This window comes from Pseudoalteromonas sp. Isolate3 (assembly GCF_022398505.1).
In the GTDB taxonomy this organism is placed as follows: domain Bacteria; phylum Pseudomonadota; class Gammaproteobacteria; order Enterobacterales; family Alteromonadaceae; genus Pseudoalteromonas; species Pseudoalteromonas apostichopi.
Genome location: NZ_JAKEVN010000022.1, coordinates 14,463 through 35,988 on the forward strand (window position 1 = coordinate 14,463; position 21,526 = coordinate 35,988).

The following is a 21,526-nucleotide window of genomic DNA, read 5'->3' on the forward strand; positions in this document are numbered from 1 at the left end:
TGGCATCCCTTTAGAAAGAGACTCTAAATACATAACCACTATAAAAATACAGCTCAAAAATATAAATAGCACAAAGCACCTCATTAAAATCAGCGGCAGTGTACATAATTTCATCAAGCATTGAAACTTCACGCATGCTATAGCCTCTATAAGGCCTATTTATGCTCGCTTTAATACTCTTTAGCTTTGTCATCTAGGTTATTGAAACAATGTACAAAAACCAACCATTTTGCTATTATAGGGACGTGCGGTTAGCACAAAGGAATATACAAAAATAATCATGAGGAATCGTTATGTCTGAAGAATCAGCTAACATTTATGCAGCGCCAGAAGCCGAGCTTACTCAACAAAATAATGGCGGAAATAAACCAATTTTGAATTTTGATCGTTTCTCAGCTTGGGGCGTGTTTTTTTTAAGTCTTATCACATTGGGAATTTACTCAATATATTGGCTTGTAAGCCGAACAAATAAGGCAAACATGCTTGCTAAACATAAAGTAAACCAAAACTTAGTTTATGGTTATATTGTACTTTATGTAATCAACTTTGCTTTAGCATTTACAGCTATTCCAGAAGTAATATCTTCTATCTTTTCAATCATTACTTTTATTGTTGGTCTAGTATTCATTTTCTCGTTAAGAACTTCACTTCAAGAGCTTATTAATGAAGGCAGCAATGAACCTGTGCACTTAAGTGGCATACTTACATTTTTCTTTTATGCTATTTATTTCCAATACAAAATTAATGAAGCTATTGATAATCAGAAATAACCATTTCGTTATCTAATAAAAAAGGCATTGAATTCAATGCCTTTTTTATTGCCGGTTGGTATTACAATGCCCCTGAGTGCTTCACATTTAAATAGGTGTTAAGCACATGCGGTAGTAGCTGCTCAGGGTTACAGTCTATGGCTATCACCCCTTGTTTTTTAAGCTTAGCCATATTGGCTTTGTGTGAATTTAATAGTGCTAACGCTGCACAATAGCTGGTTGCATCTTCGTACTTTTCTATAGGCTCTTCGAGTACTTCATTCACTGCACGATTGTTAATATTAATAAGTGCGACTAAGTGATGCTTTTGTAATAGCTTAATTGCAGGCATTAATTCATCAATACTTTGCTCATCGAGCGTGGTGACTAATAACACTAGAGAGCGTTTACTGCGCTTGGCAATTAATTGGTTCACAGCCACTAAATAGTCACTACTGCTTTTATCTGGGTATAGATCATAAAAGTGATTCATCACCCTTGATACATTTTGTGCGCCTTTTACATCGGGTAACCAACGCAGATTTTGGTTAAAGCTTTGCATGCTAAACCAGTCACCTTGCTTTAAAACCGTGTGTGACAGCAATAATAATGCATTTAAAGCATGATCAAAGTGACTGCCTTCATTGGCTTCTATGGCCATTTTTTTAGAGGCGTCTAGCATCACTATGACGTGTTGGTTTTGCTCTTCTTGATACTCACGAGAAATGAGTTTTCGACGCTTACTAGTCGCCTGCCAATCAACCTGCCTGACGCTATCACCTTGGCGATATTCACGTAACTGCTGAAACTCAATACCATCACCGCGCTTTTTAGTGAGTTTTAAACCTGAAATTGGCTTATTCACCACCCCATTTAAATGCTGCTTTGAAGTAACACGGCTAAAATCTGGGTAAACCTTTAATTGGATAGCTTGAGCAGTTAACCAGTTTGTTTGCCAAAGGCCCAGTGCTGACCCAACTCTAAGCTCAATCGCACTAATCTCTGCATCGCCTCGTTTGTGAGCACGTAAATTAAAGCTCTGCTTAGCTTGTTGCATCGCATCAATAAACACAGTTTGCTGTGGTTTTTGCAGCTCAATCGCATTACTTAAATGAACACTGACATCTAACATAGTCGCATGCTTAGCTTTATTTTTAATGACTACATTTAATGCTTGGCGTCGATATAAGGCCATGTTGAGATTAGTTTGTGCACTCATTTCAAGTAAAGGCTCTGACTTCGCTGCCATATAATCTACAAATACCACCAATAAGGGCACTAATAACAAGGCCGTTAGCACTAAGCTGTCAACCGATGCAATAGCACAGACAAGCAACAATAACAGCAGCAAAGCTGTTAATTGTATTAAGCGTTTTGCAGGTCTATGCTTGATGCGATTCATGAGCGCGGCGCTTCAACACTGGCTAAAATGGCACTGATCACTTCATCAAATGATACCCCTTCAAGCTCCAGATCAGCGGATAAAATTAAACGGTGCCTTAAAATATTCACTGACACTGACTTCACGTCATCTGGGGTTACAAAGTCACGGCCATTCATCAATGCCATTACTTTTGCAGCTTTAATGATGTTAATTGAGGCCCGTAACCCTGCGCCGTGCAGCACACCCTGCCAAGTTCGTGAACTTCGCACAATATCAACAGCATAATTAAGTATTTGTTCGTCCACTAAGATATCTGCACAAAGCTGTTTAATTTCAGCAATACGCTTAGCATCCAATACTGCAGGGAGCTGCTCTACTTTGGTTTCATTAGAAACTATTTGTGTATTCAGTTTTAAAAGCTCAACTTCCGATTCATGTGAAGGAAAACCAAGCTCGACCTTCATCATAAAGCGGTCTAATTCAGCCTCTGGCAGTGGGTAAGTCCCTTCTTGATCTAACGGGTTTTGAGTAGCGAGTACCATAAACGGTGAATCAATAGATAATGACTCACCATCAATGGTGATTTGTTGCTCTTGCATTACCTCAAGTAGTGCTGATTGCGTTTTAGCTGGTGCACGGTTAATTTCATCAGCCAGCAAAATATTAGTAAATGCTGGGCCTTTTTTGATATTAAATTCACCTGATTTCATATCATACAAACTATGACCAACAACATCTGACGGCATTAGATCCGGCGTAAACTGCACTCGCGAGAAATCTACATTTAAGCTCTTTGCTAGGGCTCTAACCAGTAGCGTTTTACCAAGTCCAGGAACCCCTTCAAGTAACACATGACCACCCGCAAATAGAACGGTAAGTACATCTTCAACAATGGCATCTTGACCAACTAACACACGTGAAATGTTATGCTTTACTTGTTTTACTGCATCAGCTGCCTCAATTAAGCTCATGCGATTAGTATCCAATTCCGTGCTCATAAGGCATTCCTTAATTGTTTGAATCGTTTTATATATTCTGTTCGTTGTTCTTTTGACTCAGGCAACTTGCTAGCAAGTAACTGAGCCACATATTGTTTTTCAAAATGAGTTAAATTAGCGATGATCTGCGCCTGTTTTTCAGCACTGAGCATTTTAAAGTTAGGCACTCGCGACTCTACTTTGGCGTAAAAATCTTTTTCTAGTGCGGTAAATAATACGGCTTCGTGACCATGCTCTGTATAGAAATTTGCTACTGCACGAATATGCTGATTAAAGCTGGTTTTTATATCGAATTCAGGAGTATAAGAGCGGCCAATGCGACTACTTATATGCCACACTGCAAGCACAATTAATAACAGCAACGTCACCACAAATTGCCAGCTCCAGTGCCATAATTTGGCAAACCAATTTGGGTAAGTTAGGTAAGGTACATAAGTGACTTTATCAGCCCCTTTACTTAGCCAAAGTAATAAGCTGCCATGATCAAGATGGCGAAGTCGGTAATTGGTAAAAGGTAACAGTGACGGCATAACGATGACCCGACCTTGACCAAATGCAAAGTCACACATCAGGGTGTCACTATTTTCACTATTGGTGCTAACACCGGGGCAATTTTCTATATAAAACGCGCGACTTAACTCAAGATCGAGCTGAGTGTTTTCATCGATAGATAGGGTACTGTTTTTATTCCCTTCTTTAAGCATCGCAAAGTCATATTCAAAGACATCTTCTTGGCTTTGCACATTGATGCCAAGCTGACTAAAAAACACCGTGTTATCAATCGCCAGTTCATCGCGTTGCCTATTTAATACATAAATTAAACGCCCGCCATCAGCGACCCAATCAGCAAGTTGTACATCTAACTGGTAAGAATCAGCAAGCACTGCTTCATCCAAAATTAAGATACTTTGCGGGTCTATGTTTAACTCATCACTTTGTACTTGTTCTACCAAGCGCTTATTCTTCTGCCAATCGATGCCATTGGCTTTGAGTAGTCGTTGAGCCATCGTGAAATTGTCTTTTGCCACATCACTATGAAAACCAATTTCGATTTCTTTTTTCTGCCAATCTAAAGAAGCAATACCAGCAATAGCAAATATGCTAAACACCACTAGCGCCGCAATCAGCACATATTTAAGCTTCACGGGCTTGCTCCTTAGTCTCTGCTGTCATTGCTGTAATTTGCTCAGTCAGCTCGATAAAGTCGATATCAGGGGTTTTATGGCCCCAAGCAACTGTGACCCATGCAGAAAATAAGCGGGCAAAAATCGCTTGCCCTTGGCTAGGTACCTTTGCATCAATTGCACCTTTACATTCGCGCTCAGTCATCGAGCGGTGCAAGCGAACTTCATGTCGCTGCTGCGCCCAAGTCAGCGCATGATGAAGCAAGTACGCTAGCGCCAAGCGATGCTGACCTTGCTCAAAGCATTGCTTTGCAGCGGCAATTAAATCAGTAGGTAAATCTTTACTTTTAATTTCTGCAAATAAGGTCGGGATCACCGACTCTTCATTCACTTTACTACGCTCAGGCAAGCTTAAATTGGCAAAAAAACCGCGCTTTTGCATCAGGTAATAAACTAGCCAAATGACTAATAAACCTACCAATACCCAAACCAACATACCAAACATCTGACCAATGGCTGTAAACACATCGATAAGCCACGACCAATCACTATCTGATGAACTCGCTTTCGCTTCAATATTTGGCAGCCAGGTAGTCTCAGTTTCAATGACATTAGGCTCATTATAAAGAGCTGTAACTTGCTCTTTTACCGCTTGCTTATCGATTTGCTCTGCATAGCTAGTTGATGGTTGCAGCGTGAACGTTGTAAGTATAAGTAGTGCTACAGCACTGACTACGCCTGCAAGGCGGGTACGAATGTTTTTGAATGCGAGCTCTATATCCCAGCCCTCAAGTTCAACACGGCGATGTAAATAAGCAAGGAAACCGCCAGTGACGAAAAGCGGCGCCACTAAGGAAATACTAAGGATGTATATAAAATTAAACGCTATCTCAACCCAGATTGGCGCTTCGAAAATTTGATACATGGCTTCTTGTGCTGAAAATGAATGGGGCACAAGTGCAATTGTCAGCGCAGAAATCCCCATTAATAAGATAAACTCAAAATGCACACAAAATAGCATCCACAACGTTTGCTTTGGCTTCGTTGAGGCAAATAAAACCTGCTTGCGCTTTGTTTTTCGCTCGCCTGATAGCCGCTCAAGTTGCTCAACGGGCGCTAAAAATGCTCTATTTGGGCTAAGCCTGAAAATGGTTAAATGCGCTAGCATATCGGCAACTTTTAACTGTTTAAGTGACTTTAAGCTACTACTTATTTTGACCGGTTGATTGAATACCGCCTTTGACATGTAATCGAGTAAAGGTCGTTCAAATACAGGTTTAAGCCACCAAACAACAAATCCGCCTATGCCCCAATTTAATAAAAAGCCGACAATCAAAAATACGGGTACTGCCATCATCAAATACAAAGTGATCAGCGCCACAATATGCTGCTTAACTAACAACACAGTTAAATCAAAGGTCTCGTAAGCACTGCGCTTGCGGGGTGTGAAGCTAAGACGATTAAGCTCCATAGCGCATCCCCTTGTACAAACGGAAAATGACATAACACCAACAGCCGCTGCCAACTATATATTTAATTTCGTAAGCAATATCACGAGGTGAACAAAACGCTTCAATAAAAGCAGCAATTACTAACATTAAAAAAGCACCAACGATGAGCGGAAGTGCCTTTTGTGCAGCCTGTTTCATTGCATATGCACGGGTATACTGCCCAGGGCTTAATATGCCGTAACCAATCTGACACCCTGCAGCTGAGGCAATGATGATAGCAGTCAACTCAAACGAGCCATGAGTGATAACAAACGAAAAAAATGGCCCTTCAAAACCTACATTAACAATATGAGCAGCAACTGCACCAAAGTAAAAACTATTAAATAATAGGAAAAAAGCAGCGCCAACACAGAACAGCACACCACCTGCAAACATCTGAAATGCAATTCCTATGTTATTGTAAATGTAGACACCGAACATCATTAAGTCTTGCGGTGCACCGCGCTCAGCCGATTGAACGCTGCCACTGGGGTTATACATTTGTTCGATATTAAGCACTGTGCCTTGCCCTAAAAATGTATAAACGGCATCAGGGTCAATTGTCACCCAAATAAAAGCGATAAGGGCCAATCCCCAAAACGCGATTAAGTTTACAGCCAGCATGAAACGGTTTTCATACAGTGCGCGTGGAAATGCAGTTCGCGCCACATGCCATATTTCAGAGAATTGATTGCTTCGAGACAAATAAAGGCGCTTTTGCCCTAACTGCACAAGCCTATTTATTTGCTCAATCAACACAGGGCTGTATTGACGACTTTGGGCAATGGCTAAATCATTACAAACTTTGCGATATAAATTAGGGAAATTAACAGGTAAAGACTCAGCATTATTTTGCTCACAAAGGGCTTCGAACTCATCCCAACTTACGCTATTTGATTTTACAAATTGAGTTTGCTTCATTGTTTACCCTCCTGCTGCGGGTAATCGTTATCGTGTTGAACTTGCCCAGCGAAGTGGCGTGCGTAACTAACGAGCTGCGCTTCAATCTCGTGCTCTGCTTTAGAAAACGGTGCAGCTAAAATAGCTGCCAACTCACGACGCCTTGCATCAGATAATTCATCATGGCGCTCAGCAAAAGCAAGTACAGCTAATTGCTCTTCGGTAGTTAAGCTAATTGAAGGAATATGCACTTCACCTTGAGCTATTTCAGGCCGCGCTGCGAACTCATCGTCGTAAATAACCATGGTGCCTGCCGCCCAATCACCAATGCGTTTAAAGCGGTTGTTAAACAACATAACTACAAGACCCAAAAAATAGCCTATCGGTAGCATATCTGCGGGGCGTAGCAAGTTACGCACAACTATTTGCGAAAAGCTCGCTGGTAAGCCATTGTCTTGCACAACACGAATATTAAGTCGTTTTTTACCTGGGGTTTGGCCACTTTCCATTTCAAACAGGATGTTATAGCCCCATGAAATTAAAAAGTAAGCAATTAATATAAGTCCTTGCCCTGCATCGCCAAAAAAGGCAAGTACAGTGCCTACAGCAAGTAAAACCAAACTACGGATAATAAAATCGATGGTGTAGGCATAGCTTCGGGCGACAACACCTGCTGGAGTGATAGCGATATTAACGCCTTCGGGGAGTTTGATGTATTCTCTGTTTTCCAATCCGTGGTTCAACATTAATCTACTACTGGTATTTATTGTTGTTTTCGTAAGCCAATAATAATGCGCGTTTTTAGTCCCTTTTTCAATGCATTTTGTTATAAGCGCGTTACAAACAAAACAAAAAAACCGGCTAAAAGCCGGTTTTTGAAGAGCCACAAAGTTATTTTTCTGCGCGGCCCATAAACTTATGTTCAACCGTGTTGATACGAATGCGATCGCCTGTAGAAATATGCTCAGGTACCTGAATCGTTAAACCGGTTGTCAAACGTGCAGGCTTTGAACGTGCACTTGCTGAAGCACCCTTAATTGAAGGATCGGTTTCTTCAACAACAAGCTCAACACTTGATGGCAAATCTAGGCCAACCGGAGCGCCATCGATTACAATTACGTGAAGACCTTGAGTTTCTTCATTTACGAATAAAATCTCTTCGCTAATCGCTTCTTTATTTAAGTTATAAGGCGTGTAGTCTTCATTATCCATGAATACATACTCTTCACCGTCAATGTAAGAGAACATTGCTTCACGACGAATTAGATCCGCTAGTTTTAGCATGTCGCTGTCTTTGAATGTTTCATCAACTTTACCACCAGTTACCACATCGTATAAACGCATACGGTATAAACTGCCACCAGCACGACCTTGTGGTACAGAACGTTGAATATCTTTAACTACTAAAACACGGCCGTTATGCTCGATAGCGGCGCCTTTTTTAACTTCACTTGCCTTAGGCATGGGTGTATTCCTATCGTTTTTTGTTGACAGAAATTTACCACGTAATGGCTATTGTTCAATAAAAATTTGCAGTTTTAACTCACAGCCGTTATTTATTCGATTTTTCAGCAAATTATAATATTAGTTGTCTCAAAACTAAGAAAAAGCTGCTATGTTTATAACTACGAAAAATGACTTCAAGGATTGGATCATGAATCAACACACAGTACACGAATATTTAATGAAAAAGCCATTGGTGATGATCACCCAACCATTTGGCCAAGATGTCGACGTTTACAAGGTGAATCATAAAATGTTTGCCACCCTTGCTGAGGGCAAAGAAGGCCAAACAGACGATGAAGGTAATCTTGTATGGTGGCTAAATCTGAAATGCGAGCCAGATGAAGCCCAAGCATTGCGTGATATTTTCCCGTCGGTGATCCCGGGTTATCACATGAACAAACGTTTATGGAATACGGTTATTTTAGATGGTACCGTACCACAAGGAGAGATTGAGCGGATGATTGATAATTCGTTTGATTTAGTGGTTGCGAATATGCCAGAAAAAGACAGAAAAGCGATTGAGCTTCATCTGTAAAATTGCGCACTGATCACGCTCTGTGATCAGTGCAACCTAAATAAAAATGATGATCGGTATACAAAACACCGCCAATAGCATACGCATCTAGCTGCTTATCGACTAACTGAAAACCACATTTCTCAAGTACTTTTTCTGAACCGATATTACCTTCGGTGACAACCGCTTTAAATTCCCGCACAGCATGTTCTGATTTAGCGTAATCAAGCACTGCTTGCAAAGACTCTGTGGCATAGCCACGACCATGAAAATTATGCAGCAGCAAATAACCGACTTCTTGACTATCAGGCACTGTTGATGAAGTAAACCCAGTTACACCCACCTCTTTACCTGTACTGGTTTCAACAATAACTAAGCACAGTGGTGAATTCGAATTTGGCTGCCAAGGCTTTAAGCGTTCATTAAACTTTGCTCGTAGCTGCGCCTCTGAGGGCTTATCGAAGCATTTCTCTATCACTTGGGCATCATTATGCAAAGTATAAAACAATGGCCAGTCATCGGCATTTAACAGCCGTAGTGTTAATCGCGAAGTGGTGAGAGTCATGGTGATTAATCGCTTAGTAAATAAACCTAGTTATAACAAACTGATTTCGAGAATTAAATACCACTTATGGCCAATATATAAGTAAAAAGCCCCGCTCAATAAGCAGGGCTTTTAAAATTAACTAATTAATTTAAAGAATTAGCTTTTAGTCGTTTCTGTATTAGCTTCTTCTGACGCTTGCTCGTCTTCAACCACTTCTTTGGTTACTTCAACCGGATCGACAGGCGTAGCTTCAGCTATTGCCAGCTCTTCGCTTTCTGCTTGGTAAAAACGCCCCCCCTTTTCAGCCATTGCTTTTAACGTATCGCAAGGTGTGAAAATAGGGTTGTAGTTAGCAAAAGTCGCCATTTCTGAGCTCACTTGTGCTGCACCCAGTTTATCCATATAGCTAAATGGACCGCCTAAGAATGGTGGGAAACCGATACCAAAAATAGCACCAATATCACCGTCACGCGGGCTTGCAATAATGCCATCATCTAAACAGCGTACCGCTTCGTTAAGCATTTGCGCAACACAACGTTTAGCAATTTCGCTCTTGTTTAAACGAGGTGATGGCGTAACACCAAGTAGCTCGTATACTGACTCATCCACTTTTTTATCTTTCTTGTCGTAAAGGTAAAAACCACGGCCAGTCTTACGACCTAAACGCTTAGAATCGATTAAGCGATTAAAGGCGTCAGGTGCTTTAAAGCGCTCGCCCAACTCTTTTTCAAGGATTGGCGCAATTTTAGAACCTATATCAATCCCTACTTCATCAAGTAACGCTAAAGGCCCTACCGGGAAACCAAACTCAACCAATGCTTGGTCAATCTTTTCAATTGGCTCACCTGCAAGCAGTAAATTAGCCGCTTCATTAACATAAGGCGCTAAGATACGGTTTACATAAAAACCAGCCATGTCTTTAACCACAATCGGGGTTTTACCTTGCTTACGGGCAAAGTTAACAACGCGTGCGATAGTTTCTTCAGACGTACCGGCGTGTGGAATGATCTCAACAAGTGGCATCTTTTCAACTGGAGAGAAGTAATGCAGACCAATTACATTTTCTGGGCGTGCTGCATCAGCAGCGATTTGTGCAATCGGTAATGATGAGGTATTACTTGCAAAAATAGTGTTGTCTTGGCATTCACGTTCAACATCAGCCACCATACCTTGCTTTAAAGCAAGATCTTCAAACACTGCTTCGATAACGATATCAATGTGTTTAAAGCCGCTGTAATCGGTTGTACCGGTAATGCGGTTCATGGTTTGTTGTAAATCAGCTTTAGATAAAATACGACGCTTTTGCTTTTTATCTAAAATCTTATAGCTGTAGTTCATTGCATTGCTGATGCCCTTTTCAGCCACATCTTTAATGCGCACTGGAACACCCGCTTTTACAGCACTAACATGGGCAATACCCGCGCCCATGAGGCCGCCACCTAATACTGCCGCTTTAGCGATTGCTGGTGCATCATCATTACGCCACTCTTTTTTCATTTCAGTGGTTGCAAAGAAAATACCGCGCAATGCTTTTGACTCATCACTCATTACCAGCGTGGCAAAGCCTTCTGCTTCAGTTTTGTATGCTTTTAACTGATCAAGCTCAACACTTGCACGAACCGCTTTAATAATGGCTAAAGGTGCTGGGTAGTGACCGCCTGTTTTCTTCAGCACGTTTTCTTGTGCTTTTTTGAAAATAATATTGCGACCAAATGGGTTTGACTCAAGTAATTGACTCAAACGGTCTAGCTTAGGTTTAGTAGCCTTCGCCTTACCTTTCAGAGCAAACTCTTTAGCAACGTCAAGTAATACACTGTGTGGTACACAGTCATTTACTAAGCCTGTTTTCTTCGCTTGCTTAGCACGCACTTGCTTACCTGTAAGCATCCACTCAAGTGCTTTTTGCAAGCCAACTAATTTTGGTAAACGTTGAGTACCGCCACCACCAGGTAATAAGCCTAACTGTACTTCTGGCAAACCAAGCTTAGTGATATCGCTGTCAGAACACACTCGATAATCACATGCTAAAGCAAACTCTAAACCACCGCCTAACGCTGCACCATGAATAGCACTTACTGTTGGGAAAGGTAGCTTTTTCATATCGAAAAAGGCTTGTTGGCACATTTCGCTTAACGCTAATGCATCTTCACGGCTATTCGCGCTATCAAGCATTTTAATATCAGCACCAGCGATAAAGTTATCGCTTTTACCACTAATAAATACCATACCTTTTACAGCTTGCGCTTGTGCGTCTTTGAGTAAGGTTTTTAAATCTTCTGCGAAACTGCTGCGCAGGGTGTTCATTTTCTCACCCGGCACATCAATGGTTACAACGGCTACGCCGTCATCAGCCACTGATAAACTAAATACTGAATCTGTCATTACGCACTCTCCAATACAAAGGCTGCGCCTAAGCCACCCGCTGCACACGCAGTCGTAAGCGCTAAGCCGCCACCGCGACGATTAAGTTCATTTAAGCTTTGCGTGATCAGGCGTGCACCTGTTGCCGCAAATGGGTGACCGTATGCTAGTGAGCCACCTAATACATTGAACTTGTCCATGTTAATTTCGCCGATCGCTTTACTGCGACCAAGCTTTTCTTGTGCAAATTTGTCTGACGCAAACATCTTCATATTAGCCAGTGTTTGCGCTGCAAATGCTTCGTGCATTTCGATTAAATCTAAATCTGCTAATGTAATACCCGCACGGTCAAGAGCAATTGGCGTAGAGTGAGCCGGACCCATTAGCATGTCCTCATGGACACCGATTGCCGAGAAAGCAAAGCTACGTACATAACCTAAGATATTGTAACCCAATGCTTTTGCTTTACTTTCACTCATCATTAATACCGCAGCAGCACCATCAGTTAGTGGCGTAGCATTAGCGGCTGTAACTGAACCGTGTTGACGGTCAAATACTGGTTTTAATTTCGCATAGCCTTCAACAGTCGAGTTATGGCGAATGTTATTATCTTGCTCAATAAAACTCTTATAAGGCGCTACATGCGCAGTCATCACTTCGTCTTTAAGTTTGCCATCAGCCCATGCTTGGCTTGCAAGAGTATGAGAACGATGTGCTAAAGCATCTTGGTCTTCACGGCTAATACTATGCGTTTTAGCCATTTGCTCTGCCGTTTGACCCATAGATAAGCCTGTAGAGTACTCAGCTACCGCTGGCGGCACAGGAAGTAAATCTTTTAGACGTAGTTTTGAGAAAATCTTTAATCGCTGACCAAGCGTGCGTGCTTTGTTTAAATCAACAAGGCTACCCGCTAATTTTTTGCTGACACCAATAGGTAATACAGACGATGAGTCAGCACCACCAGCGATACCCACTTGCACTGAGCCTGCCATAATTGACTCGGCTACGTTAGCAATGGCTTGGAAACTTGTCGCACACGCACGCGAAACAGAATAAGCATCAACAGAAACAGGCATGCCCGTACCTAATACGATTTCACGGGCAATATTTGGGGCTTCTGGCATTTGCACTACTTGACCAAATACAAGTTGATCAATTTCAGATTTATTAAAGTTAAGTCGTTCAAGCATTTCGTTGACAACTAACTTACCCATATCAAGGGCTGGTACATGATGAAATGCTGTGGCTTGCTTTGCGAATGGCGTTCGCAGGCCGCTAACGATAGCGATACGATCGCCTTTTGCTGTTTTAAGTATATTTTGCTCAGACATTTATGCTCTCCCGCTGACAGGTCTGACCTGTTTGTTTTTCCTGATTCTAAAACAACCCGTGTACGAATGCCAATATTAAGTTTTCAACCATAGGCTTTTTTTGGCCTATTTACAAAAAAACACTGTATTTATATGGTAGGCTAAAAATCCTTAAAAAATAACGAACTATTTGAGGATTTTGTGTCTAACACTTGTGTTATAACTTTTGAATCCTTATAACTTGTTAATAGCGCCCCACCACGGTACCGCGTAAAGAATTTATCGGTACTGAATATAACGCATTGGCGCATAGCAAAAACAATTTTTGACTCACGCTTTTAGGACAGTCTTTTTATTATGGCAGTTAACGCATTTTCACAATTAAAATCATACTTAGACACGCAAATTATCGGCCAACCACAATTAACCCAAGCACTGTTAATCGCGATTTTGGCAGATGGCCATTTATTAGTAGAAGGCCCTCCAGGTCTTGCAAAGACCCGTGCAGTCAATGCCTTAGCAAAAGGGGTTGAAGGTAGCTTCCAACGTGTTCAGTTTACCCCAGACTTATTACCTGCGGATGTCACAGGTACCGATATATATCGTCAGCAAACCAGTGAATTTGTATTTGAAAAAGGACCGTTATTTCATAACCTAATTTTGGCTGACGAAATTAACCGTGCCCCTGCTAAAGTACAATCTGCGCTACTCGAAGCCATGGCTGAACGCCAAGTAACGGTTGGTAAAAACACTTATCCACTGTCTGATCTATTTATGGTTATGGCAACCCAAAACCCGCTAGAGCAAGAAGGCACTTATCCACTACCAGAAGCACAGCTTGACCGCTTCTTATTGCATTTGAGCATTGATTACCCGGGTGCTGAACACGAATTAGATATCCTACGCCTAACCCGTGGCGAGGCTATTTCTGATAAGCAAGCAGAGACACAACAAATTAGTCAAAGTGAACTTTTTGCTGCGCGTAAAGCTATTTTAGGCTTGTACTTAGCTGAGCCACTTGAAAAGTACCTAGTGCAATTAATTGTTGCAACCCGTGAAGCTTCAGAGCTTGATGAGCAACTTGGCCGCTGGATTGAATATGGCGCAAGCCCGCGTGCAACCATTGCCCTTGATAAATGCGCACGAGCTCATGCTTGGCTTGAAGGCCGTGATTTTGTAGCCCCAGATGATATCCAAGCGGTGCTGCATAATGTGTTACGTCACCGTATCATTTTAAGCTACGAAGCGCAGGCCGATGGCATCAGTAAAGATGACGTGATCAGCCGTATTTTAGAATTGGTAGCAGTGCCATAAGCTATGTCGAGCCAATTTGATACAGCGGCGTGGTTAGCAACGAGCCATAGTCAAGGCGTCAATTTATCACTCAAAGAGTTGATGTATTACAAAGCCAAAGCTCGTTTACTAGAACTTGCGCCCAAAGTAAAAATCAAAAACAGTTTAGCTGGGCAATACCTTGCGCCACATAAAGGTCGCGGGATGGAGTTTGCTGAAGTGCGTCATTATCAAGCTGGTGATGACATACGCTCTATCGACTGGCGTGTTACCGCCCGTACAGGCGAAACCCACACTAAACTGTTTCAAGAAGAAAAAGAACGCCCTGTTTTTGTATTTACCGACTTTTCTAACTCGATGCTGTTTGGCTCAAAGTTACTGTTAAAATCGGTGCAAGCAGCGCATATTAGCGCATTAGTTGCTTGGTCGGCGTGTCAAAGAGGTGACCGCATTGGTGGTCTGGTGTTTAATCAACATAGTCATCACGAATTAAAGCCTACGTCACGCGAAAAGGCGGTGTTAAAGCTCTGTCACAACTTATGTGATATTCACAACCAAGCGCTCAATAATATCGACAAAACAACCAACAGCCTATTTAGTGAAAACCTAAAACGCCTTAACCATTTGGCTAAACCCGGTAGCCTAGTTTATATCGTTTCTGATTTTAGTGCCCTTGATGAAGCGAGCTTTAAACAACTTGAAATGCTGAGCAGACACTGTGAGTTGGTTGGTTGCCATATTAGTGACCCATTTGAACATCAGTTACCTGCTTTTAAACAAACAGTAACTGTGTCGGCAAATGGACAAGATCTTGCTTTACCATTAATGGACAAGCAATTTCGCGAGCGCTTCGCTAAATCTGCTGAAGAGTCTTTTTCTAATAGGTTAAAGCGCCTACAAAAATCTGGGCTTAGTTTAATTTCATTCAGTGCAGCCACTCCACTTGAGCTGCAATTAGTGAGAAAGTAACAATGCAAAAAAATCCGCTAGATGGCTTACATGATGTCATTGCACCGACCGAGGTTGCATGGTGGCCACTTGCTCCAATTTGGTGGCTGATCATCGCCTTAGTTGGTTCGTTATTAATTATCGGCTTAGTGCTTTTATATAAAAACCAACAGTTCAAAAAAGCCAAGAAACAAGCCATTAAATTAAGTAAAACCCTTAGTGATGATGATGCACAAGAGCTACACATTATTTTAAAACGTTTAACCCGTCATTATTACAGCAGTCAACTTGCCTCTCAGCCTTTGGCAAAGTGGTCTGAAAATTTATCTAAGCTAAGTGGCGATAACTTTAGTTACGACGAGTTGATGCCGCTTTATCAGCAGCAAAGTAATAATGCTGAACTTGCAGCTAAATTACGCAGTGCCATTCGCAACTTTAAACTCAAGGAGCCAATTAATGTTTGAGTTTAGTTGGCCATGGTGTTTTGTGCTTTTACCCCTACCTTGGCTTTTAAGTCGCTTTATGCCGTTAAAGCAACAAGGGCAATTACGGTTGCGTATTCCTGGCTTTGCTAAGCTTGGTTTGAATAATCAAGCGGTGCAGCAACATAGTCGTAAAGTCTCTTTGCTCGAATGGGCAGTATGGGGATTATTAGTTATTGCTATCGCAAACCCGACTTGGCTTGATGACCCCATCACCTTGCCCAATGAAGGCCGCGATATCATGCTTGCAGTAGATTTATCTGGTTCTATGACAGAACAAGATATGGCCTATCAAAACCAGTATGTCGACAGGCTAACTATGGTAAAAGCGGTACTGAGTGACTTTATTGAGCAACGTCAAGGCGACCGCCTTGGTCTCATTTTATTTGGCGACACCGCATTTTTACAAACACCTCTTACGCGTGATGTTAAAACCGTGAGCCAAATGCTGAGCGAGGCGCAAATCGGTCTAGTTGGTCGAGCAACAGCTATCGGAGATGCATTAGGTTTGTCAGTAAAACGCTTTGCTAACAAAGATGAAAGTAACCGTATCGTAGTGCTATTAACTGATGGTCAAAACACCGCAGGTAACCTTGACCCAGAAGATGCACTACTGTTAGCACGTGAAGAAGGCATCAAGGTTTATACCATAGGTGTTGGCTCCGATAACCCGCGTGGTTTTAGCTTATTCAATATGGGTGGAATGAGTGGCGGTAACTTAGATGAAAGCTTACTAAAACGTATTGCAGAACAAACTGGCGGCTTATATTTTCGTGCAAAAGATGTGGCTGGCTTGCAGCAAATTTATCAGGAGCTCGATAAACTTGAGCCTATCAGTAGCGATGAGCAGACGTTCCGTCCACAAATTTCATTGTTTTATATTCCACTGCTTGTGGCGCTAGGCTTAATCAGCTTAACAATATTAGTAAGTTTTATTCGCCAACTTAAGCAGGAGAGCTAGTATGGATTTTGAATTTATTCGCCCTGCACTACTTTGGTTATTGCTCCCCGCACTGATTATTTTTAGTGTGTTGTTAGTACGCAATAAAAAGAACGCCCCAGCTGATTTAATTGCCCCCCATTTGGCGCAGTTTGTAATGAGCGACAATCATAAAAAGCAAAGCCAACCGCTTTGGCTAGTTGCTATTTTTACCTTGCTAGCCATTGTGTTTGCAGCAGGTCCAAGCTTCGAGAAAAAACAAGTCCCAGTGTTTCAAGCGAAAAACGCACGAGTTATTGTGATGGATATGTCGTACTCAATGTTCAGTACCGACATCGCACCAAATAGATTAGTTCAAGCTCGCTTTAAAGCACTTGATATGATTGAACTTTTCAAAGAAGGTGATACGGCATTGGTTGCTTATGCAGGTTCTGCATTTACCATTTCACCGCTAACCAATGACGCAAGCACCTTAGCTAACCTCATCCCAAGCCTAAGCCCAGATATCATGCCGAGCAAAGGTTCAAATGTTATTGAAGGCCTAGAAAAAGCCGACGATTTACTTAAACAAGCAGGCTATTTAGATGGTGATATTATTTTAGTTACCGATGGGGTTGATAGCCTTGATCAAGAAGATATTAGTCGCTTTACCGCTCAGTCGAGTTATCGCTTGAATGTCTATGGCGTCGGCACGGAGCAAGGTGCGCCTATTAAGTTACCTGAAGGTGGCTTTTTAAAAGATTCGCAAGGACAGATTGTTATTCCGACGCTAAATATCAGTCGCTTAAGTGCTTTAGCGCGCAACAGCGGTGGCAAATTTGCACTTTATCAAACCAGTAATCAAGATATTCAAACATTTGCCCCAACAGCCAATGCTGAAGTACTCAAAGACGAGAAACAAAGCCAAGCGTTATGGCGTGTTGATGCTGGTATATACGGTCTTGTTATTTTACTACCATTAGCGCTCTTTTTAATTCGCCGAAGTAGCCTAGTACTTGGCTTTTTGTTCGTTATGCTATTACCTCAGCAACAGGTTTACGCCGCCGAGTTACCAGAGGTGTTTAAAAACCAAGACCAACGCGCTCTCGATGCCTATCAGCAAAATCAATTTGAACAAGCCGCCCAAGCTGAAAACACGCAATTAAAAGGCGCAGCCCTTTATCAGCAAGGTAATTACCAAGCTGCCATGGATGCGTTTAGTGAAGATAAATCTGCGACGGGTTTGTACAACTATGGCAATGCCCTTGCAAAGGCAGGTGAACTAGAGCAAGCAATAGAAGCTTATAAGAAAGCCCAACAGCTTAAAAATGACTTCACTGAAGCAAAAGAAAACCAAGCCCTTGTTGAACAGTTAATGCAGCAGCAAGAGCAACAGCAGCAACAAGATCAACAGCAAAACACTGATCAACAAAACTCCGATGGTCAGCAAGATAACCAGCAAAAGCAACAGGGTGAAAACTCCCAGCAAGGCGATAACTCTGAGCAAAGTGAGCAGCAAGATGGCCAACAACCCTCAGAGCAAGGCGAACAGTCAGATCAAAAAGGTGAGCAAAGTGACTCTGAAAGTGATCAACAAAACAAACCTGAAATGCAATCTGAATCAGAAAAGTCGCCACAATCAGGTGAGCAAAAGCCAGAGCAATCTCCTGAGCAACAAGATGCCCAGCCAGAGCCATCGCAAAGCGATGAACAAGCTAAACAGCAAGCAGAGCAACAGGCTATGCAGGCACAAGCTGCTGAGCTGACTAATGAAGAGAAAGAAAAAGCCCAGCAACTTAATCAATTGCTGCGTAAAGTTCCCGATGATCCTGCGATCTTATTAAGAAATAAAATGCAATTAGAAGCACAAAAACGAAACTATCAACGTCGTCCACGAGGAGCCGAAAAATCATGGTAATGCGATTATTATGTTGTTTATTGCTAATCGCGGCAGCGCCGCTTTGGGCTGCCACCCAGCTACAGGCAAGTGTTGATAAAAACCCAGTCCTTGCCGGTGAGTTTTTTGTTTTAACCATCTCAGCAGACGACTCTATTAACAGCGAACAACCCGACACTTCAGTGTTATTAAAAGACTTTGTTGTAGGGCCTACCAGTGTAAGCTCGCGTACCAACATTATTAATGGTGAAATCAGTAAGCAAACTAACTGGTCTGTAAAACTGATGACCCGCAAAGAAGGCACTTATACCATTCCTGCTTTTACCGTTGCTGGTGTCAGTTCAAAACCGATTGAGCTAACGGTGGCTAAGCGCAGCCAAACCTCTGAGCAAAATAAAGAAGCCTTCATTAAAACAAGCATCAAGCCAACTAGCTTATACGTGCAAGAAGCCGGTGTTTATACGGTTAAATTGTATTTAGACAACAACAAAGAACTGCTTGATGGCAACTTAACCACACCAGAAATGGAAAACGCTGAGCTAACTCCAATTAACAAGCAATCTGAAGACTATGAGTTAATTGATGGAAAACGCTATTTAGTGATCACCCGTGAGTATTTAGTGCAACCACAAAAAAGTGGCGTGAATACCATCACAGCCCCAGTATTCAATGGCCGTATTCGTCAAAATTACCGACAAATGGCTGTTTCAGCAATGGGCGAAGATGTCGATATTGAAATCAAGCCAATTCCAGAAAACTACTCAGGTGCTTGGTTACCGAGTGAATTGGTTAACCTTGATGAGCAATGGCAACCAAAAGATGACACCGTGGAAGTCGGTACGCCGATCACTCGAACTATCACCTTAACCGCATTGGGGGTTACTAAAGAGCAACTTCCTGATATCGATATGCCGCAGGTGCAAGGTTTTAGAAGTTACCCTGATGAAAAAGAGAGTAATCATCTGGTACGTGATGGCCGTGTTATTTCACAACAAACTGCTTCTTATGCTTTATTACCGCAAACACCGGGCACTTACACATTACCTGAAATAAAGCTGCCTTGGTTTAATACCAAAATCAATCGTATTAGCTACGCGACCATACCAGCTCGAACATTAACAGTTGTGCCAAGTACAAATCCACTCACACCAACAGCCCCAGCTATCGCAGAGCCGCAAACAGCAAGCTCTAATGAGCTGAGTCATACGCCAACTAATGTGCAAACCGTTACGCAAGTCACGAGCCCGATGTGGCTTATTATCGTGGCAATTGTCGGCTATGGACTTTGGTTAGTCACCTTAGTGCTTTACATTAAAAAGCGCCCTCAACAATCAACGCCTAAAGCATTATCTAAGAGTGTTACATCCGTGTCATTAAATGAGTTAAAGCTGTTTGCAAAACAGAACAATAGCTCAGCGTTTTATAACGCATTAAACCTCTATGCAAAACAGTACACAGGTAAGAATGTAGCGGCCATTGAGTATTTACTCGCATCACTCAAAAACACACAACTTAATGATGAAATTGCTAAATTACGCACTAAACTTTATAGTTCAGCAGATGAACAAGTTGATTTAAGTTTAATTGTAAACTTGCTAAGCCAAGCAACTAAACAGACTCAATCGACAAGTAATAGCACTGAATTAAAAAATCTTTACGATTAACGATTAATCTAATAGATTGAATATAAACGGGTAATATTGAATTAGCCGTTTTTTTAAGAAAAAAATAATAATCTCAGAAAGATTTTTTTTGATGGGCGGGTCTTAGTAACTATGACAGAAAAACAAAAGCGATATGAAGCGCTGGTTCATGTCTACCACAGTGAGCTTTTTCGCTTTGCGTATTGGTTGTGTCGTGATCAGAACATTGCTGAAGACTTAGTGCAGGAAACTTTCCTGAGGGCTTGGCGTGCCTTGGATTCACTGCAAGATCAACAAGCGGTAAAACCTTGGTTGTTAACTATCTTACGTCGCGAGAATGCACGTCGCTTTGAACGTAAACAATTTGATTACGCCGATGTTGAAAACGACACCCTTGTAGATGAAAAAAGTACAACCCTTGATGCTGAAATGGAACAAACAGTGATTCAACGACAAATTGGAAAGTTATCACAAGAGTATCGAGAACCATTACTGCTGCAGGTGGTAATGGGTTGCTCTGGCGACGAGATTGCCCAGATCCTCGATTTAAATAAAAATACTGTCATGACACGACTTTTTCGTGCCAGAAACCAGCTTAAAGAGGCTTTAAGCAGTGATGATGATCAACTTAGAGGAGCATCAAATTAATGGATGAACTCGAGTTTCGCCGCCGCATCCTCGCCGAGCCAAGCACTATTGATAAGGAACTTGAAGCGTTTGCCGAGCAGGACACTGATAAACAGGCGTTTATTGATGATGTACGTGCCCTCGATGATGAACTAAGCAAAGCGCTTAACGTACCCGTGCCTGAAAATTTGGCAAAGCGAATTATTGATAACACCTATGCTTGTGAAGAAAACCATGAGCAGCCGCTAGACACTATTATTGAGGCTAAGTCGCGCTTTGCCTTCAATCGCCTGTATTTAGCCGCCGCAGCATCGTTTTTAGTGGCAATTAGTGTGTTCTTTGTCATTAACAAACAACATACTTTATACAGTGTGGGTGAGCATGCCTTTACACACCTTTATCATGAGATTGGCGCGTTAGATAAGCATGAAGCGATAGACCTTGCTTATGTAAATGAAAAGTTTGCTACTATTGGCGGACACCTAGATGAGCTACCAGGTAAAGTAACCTATTTGATGTTTTGTGACTTTCAAGGCAAAAAAGGCCTACACTTGGTGTTTGAATCTGACTTTGGCCCAATGACAGTATTCATAGTGCCTTCTGACGAGCAACCGTTTGGCACCGGCTCTGATGATTTCAATGATGAGCGTTTTGCTGGTCACATTAACCGCGGAGAGCGAGCAGATACTATTTTAATTGCCAGTATTGGTGCTCCACTTGATAGTTATAACAGTATGATTAATGACGCAATACGCTGGCTACATTAATACCTACTCGTAGTAACACATATTACAGGCACAAAAAAACCGCAGTCATGCGGTTTTTTTTATCGCT

20 protein-coding genes and 1 pseudogene are annotated in these 21,526 nt (G+C 41.9%); 10 read left to right on the forward strand and 11 right to left on the reverse strand.

The annotated features are described in order from the left end of the window. Positions 1-10 precede the first annotated feature (10 nt). Positions 11-136 carry a hypothetical protein gene (locus L1D46_RS20905; protein ID WP_256854756.1) on the reverse strand — a complete coding sequence of 42 codons (126 nt, stop codon included), beginning with the start codon at positions 134-136 and terminating at the stop codon, positions 11-13. Positions 137-293: 157 nt separating this feature from the next. On the opposite strand from L1D46_RS20905, the gene L1D46_RS06965 reads away from it, so the two are divergent. Continuing rightward, positions 294-770, forward strand: coding sequence for a DUF4234 domain-containing protein (locus tag L1D46_RS06965; RefSeq protein WP_167657963.1), 477 nt, complete (start codon positions 294-296; stop codon positions 768-770). Positions 771-831: 61 nt separating this feature from the next. Here L1D46_RS06965 and L1D46_RS06970 read toward each other — a convergent pair whose 3' ends face one another. The 7 genes from L1D46_RS06970 to yeiP all read right to left on the reverse strand — a co-directional run bounded on the left by L1D46_RS06970 (position 832) and on the right by yeiP (position 8,109). Continuing rightward, the gene (locus L1D46_RS06970) at positions 832-2,151 is read right to left on the reverse strand and encodes a DUF58 domain-containing protein (RefSeq protein WP_239977155.1); all 1,320 of its coding nucleotides are present in this window, start codon (positions 2,149-2,151) and stop codon (positions 832-834) included. Then, a complete protein-coding gene (locus tag L1D46_RS06975; protein WP_130052012.1) occupies positions 2,148-3,131 on the reverse strand; it encodes a MoxR family ATPase in 984 nt (327 codons plus the stop codon). The genes L1D46_RS06970 and L1D46_RS06975 overlap by 4 nt, the downstream gene beginning before the upstream one ends. Beyond that, a complete protein-coding gene (locus tag L1D46_RS06980; protein ID WP_239977157.1) occupies positions 3,128-4,276 on the reverse strand; it encodes a DUF4350 domain-containing protein in 1,149 nt (382 codons plus the stop codon). The genes L1D46_RS06975 and L1D46_RS06980 overlap by 4 nt, the downstream gene beginning before the upstream one ends. Next, positions 4,266-5,726, reverse strand: coding sequence for a hypothetical protein (locus L1D46_RS06985; protein ID WP_130052014.1), 1,461 nt, complete (start codon positions 5,724-5,726; stop codon positions 4,266-4,268). The genes L1D46_RS06980 and L1D46_RS06985 overlap by 11 nt, the downstream gene beginning before the upstream one ends. After that, a complete protein-coding gene (locus L1D46_RS06990) occupies positions 5,716-6,666 on the reverse strand; it encodes a stage II sporulation protein M (RefSeq protein WP_239977159.1) in 951 nt (316 codons plus the stop codon). The genes L1D46_RS06985 and L1D46_RS06990 overlap by 11 nt, the downstream gene beginning before the upstream one ends. Then, a complete protein-coding gene (locus L1D46_RS06995) occupies positions 6,663-7,391 on the reverse strand; it encodes an RDD family protein (RefSeq protein WP_239977161.1) in 729 nt (242 codons plus the stop codon). The genes L1D46_RS06990 and L1D46_RS06995 overlap by 4 nt, the downstream gene beginning before the upstream one ends. A gap of 145 nt (positions 7,392-7,536) precedes the next feature. After that, positions 7,537-8,109, reverse strand: coding sequence for an elongation factor P-like protein YeiP (gene yeiP, locus L1D46_RS07000; RefSeq protein ID WP_130052017.1), 573 nt, complete (start codon positions 8,107-8,109; stop codon positions 7,537-7,539). A 190-nt stretch (positions 8,110-8,299) separates the two neighbouring features. On the opposite strand from yeiP, the gene L1D46_RS07005 reads away from it, so the two are divergent. Next, positions 8,300-8,686, forward strand: coding sequence for an MmcQ/YjbR family DNA-binding protein (locus tag L1D46_RS07005; protein ID WP_130052018.1), 387 nt, complete (start codon positions 8,300-8,302; stop codon positions 8,684-8,686). A 13-nt stretch (positions 8,687-8,699) separates the two neighbouring features. Here L1D46_RS07005 and L1D46_RS07010 read toward each other — a convergent pair whose 3' ends face one another. The 3 genes from L1D46_RS07010 to fadI all read right to left on the reverse strand — a co-directional run bounded on the left by L1D46_RS07010 (position 8,700) and on the right by fadI (position 12,904). After that, positions 8,700-9,230: a GNAT family N-acetyltransferase gene (locus tag L1D46_RS07010; protein ID WP_239977163.1), complete on the reverse strand. Its 531-nt coding sequence runs from the start codon at positions 9,228-9,230 to the stop codon at positions 8,700-8,702. A 138-nt stretch (positions 9,231-9,368) separates the two neighbouring features. Further along, on the reverse strand, positions 9,369-11,594 hold the full coding sequence (gene fadJ / locus L1D46_RS07015; RefSeq protein ID WP_167657958.1) for a fatty acid oxidation complex subunit alpha FadJ: 2,226 nt from the start codon (positions 11,592-11,594) through the stop codon (positions 9,369-9,371). Next, complete coding sequence (gene fadI / locus L1D46_RS07020; RefSeq protein WP_130052021.1) at positions 11,594-12,904, reverse strand: acetyl-CoA C-acyltransferase FadI; 1,311 nt, start codon at positions 12,902-12,904, stop codon at positions 11,594-11,596. The genes fadJ and fadI overlap by 1 nt, the downstream gene beginning before the upstream one ends. 336 nt (positions 12,905-13,240) lie before the next feature. Between fadI and L1D46_RS07025 the strand changes: the two genes are divergently transcribed. The 8 genes and pseudogenes from L1D46_RS07025 (at position 13,241) to L1D46_RS07060 (ending at position 21,459) form a co-directional block, all read left to right on the forward strand. Then, the gene (locus L1D46_RS07025; protein WP_130052022.1) at positions 13,241-14,197 is read left to right on the forward strand and encodes a MoxR family ATPase; all 957 of its coding nucleotides are present in this window, start codon (positions 13,241-13,243) and stop codon (positions 14,195-14,197) included. Positions 14,198-14,200: 3 nt separating this feature from the next. After that, on the forward strand, positions 14,201-15,145 hold the full coding sequence (locus L1D46_RS07030; protein WP_178926732.1) for a DUF58 domain-containing protein: 945 nt from the start codon (positions 14,201-14,203) through the stop codon (positions 15,143-15,145). Between the two features lie 2 nt (positions 15,146-15,147). Continuing rightward, entirely contained in the window at positions 15,148-15,588 is a 441-nt protein-coding gene (locus L1D46_RS07035; protein WP_130052024.1) for a DUF4381 domain-containing protein, read from the forward strand. Then, on the forward strand, positions 15,581-16,567 hold the full coding sequence (locus tag L1D46_RS07040) for a VWA domain-containing protein (protein ID WP_178926730.1): 987 nt from the start codon (positions 15,581-15,583) through the stop codon (positions 16,565-16,567). The genes L1D46_RS07035 and L1D46_RS07040 overlap by 8 nt, the downstream gene beginning before the upstream one ends. Position 16,568: 1 nt before the next feature. Beyond that, positions 16,569-18,443 (forward strand): VWA domain-containing protein, encoded by a 1,875-nt coding sequence (locus L1D46_RS07045; RefSeq protein WP_178926729.1) that lies wholly within the window; start codon positions 16,569-16,571, stop codon positions 18,441-18,443. Next, a complete protein-coding gene (locus tag L1D46_RS07050; protein ID WP_239977165.1) occupies positions 18,437-20,086 on the forward strand; it encodes a BatD family protein in 1,650 nt (549 codons plus the stop codon). The genes L1D46_RS07045 and L1D46_RS07050 overlap by 7 nt, the downstream gene beginning before the upstream one ends. A gap of 78 nt (positions 20,087-20,164) precedes the next feature. Further along, positions 20,165-20,713 (forward strand): annotated as a pseudogene (locus L1D46_RS07055) (sigma-70 family RNA polymerase sigma factor); the annotation flags it as partial. Further along, complete coding sequence (locus L1D46_RS07060; RefSeq protein WP_178926728.1) at positions 20,713-21,459, forward strand: DUF3379 family protein; 747 nt, start codon at positions 20,713-20,715, stop codon at positions 21,457-21,459. The pseudogene L1D46_RS07055 and the gene L1D46_RS07060, both read left to right, overlap by 1 nt. Positions 21,460-21,526: the final 67 nt, after the last annotated feature.

Bases quoted from the DNA above. Each gene is read 5' to 3' on its own strand.
- L1D46_RS20905 (WP_256854756.1), bottom strand. From the start codon at position 136: ATGCGTGAAGTTTCAATGCTTGATGAAATTATGTACACTGCCGCTGAT.
- L1D46_RS06965 (WP_167657963.1), top strand. From the start codon at position 294: ATGTCTGAAGAATCAGCTAACATTTATGCAGCGCCAGAAGCCGAGCTT.
- L1D46_RS06970 (WP_239977155.1), bottom strand. From the start codon at position 2,151: ATGAATCGCATCAAGCATAGACCTGCAAAACGCTTAATACAATTAACA.
- L1D46_RS06975 (WP_130052012.1), bottom strand. From the start codon at position 3,131: ATGAGCACGGAATTGGATACTAATCGCATGAGCTTAATTGAGGCAGCT.
- L1D46_RS06985 (WP_130052014.1), bottom strand. From the start codon at position 5,726: ATGGAGCTTAATCGTCTTAGCTTCACACCCCGCAAGCGCAGTGCTTAC.
- L1D46_RS06990 (WP_239977159.1), bottom strand. From the start codon at position 6,666: ATGAAGCAAACTCAATTTGTAAAATCAAATAGCGTAAGTTGGGATGAG.
- L1D46_RS06995 (WP_239977161.1), bottom strand. From the start codon at position 7,391: ATGTTGAACCACGGATTGGAAAACAGAGAATACATCAAACTCCCCGAA.
- yeiP (WP_130052017.1), bottom strand. From the start codon at position 8,109: ATGCCTAAGGCAAGTGAAGTTAAAAAAGGCGCCGCTATCGAGCATAAC.
- L1D46_RS07005 (WP_130052018.1), top strand. From the start codon at position 8,300: ATGAATCAACACACAGTACACGAATATTTAATGAAAAAGCCATTGGTG.
- L1D46_RS07010 (WP_239977163.1), bottom strand. From the start codon at position 9,230: ATGACTCTCACCACTTCGCGATTAACACTACGGCTGTTAAATGCCGAT.
- fadJ (WP_167657958.1), bottom strand. From the start codon at position 11,594: ATGACAGATTCAGTATTTAGTTTATCAGTGGCTGATGACGGCGTAGCC.
- fadI (WP_130052021.1), bottom strand. From the start codon at position 12,904: ATGTCTGAGCAAAATATACTTAAAACAGCAAAAGGCGATCGTATCGCT.
- L1D46_RS07025 (WP_130052022.1), top strand. From the start codon at position 13,241: ATGGCAGTTAACGCATTTTCACAATTAAAATCATACTTAGACACGCAA.
- L1D46_RS07030 (WP_178926732.1), top strand. From the start codon at position 14,201: ATGTCGAGCCAATTTGATACAGCGGCGTGGTTAGCAACGAGCCATAGT.
- L1D46_RS07035 (WP_130052024.1), top strand. From the start codon at position 15,148: ATGCAAAAAAATCCGCTAGATGGCTTACATGATGTCATTGCACCGACC.
- L1D46_RS07040 (WP_178926730.1), top strand. From the start codon at position 15,581: ATGTTTGAGTTTAGTTGGCCATGGTGTTTTGTGCTTTTACCCCTACCT.
- L1D46_RS07045 (WP_178926729.1), top strand. From the start codon at position 16,569: ATGGATTTTGAATTTATTCGCCCTGCACTACTTTGGTTATTGCTCCCC.
- L1D46_RS07050 (WP_239977165.1), top strand. From the start codon at position 18,437: ATGGTAATGCGATTATTATGTTGTTTATTGCTAATCGCGGCAGCGCCG.
- L1D46_RS07060 (WP_178926728.1), top strand. From the start codon at position 20,713: ATGGATGAACTCGAGTTTCGCCGCCGCATCCTCGCCGAGCCAAGCACT.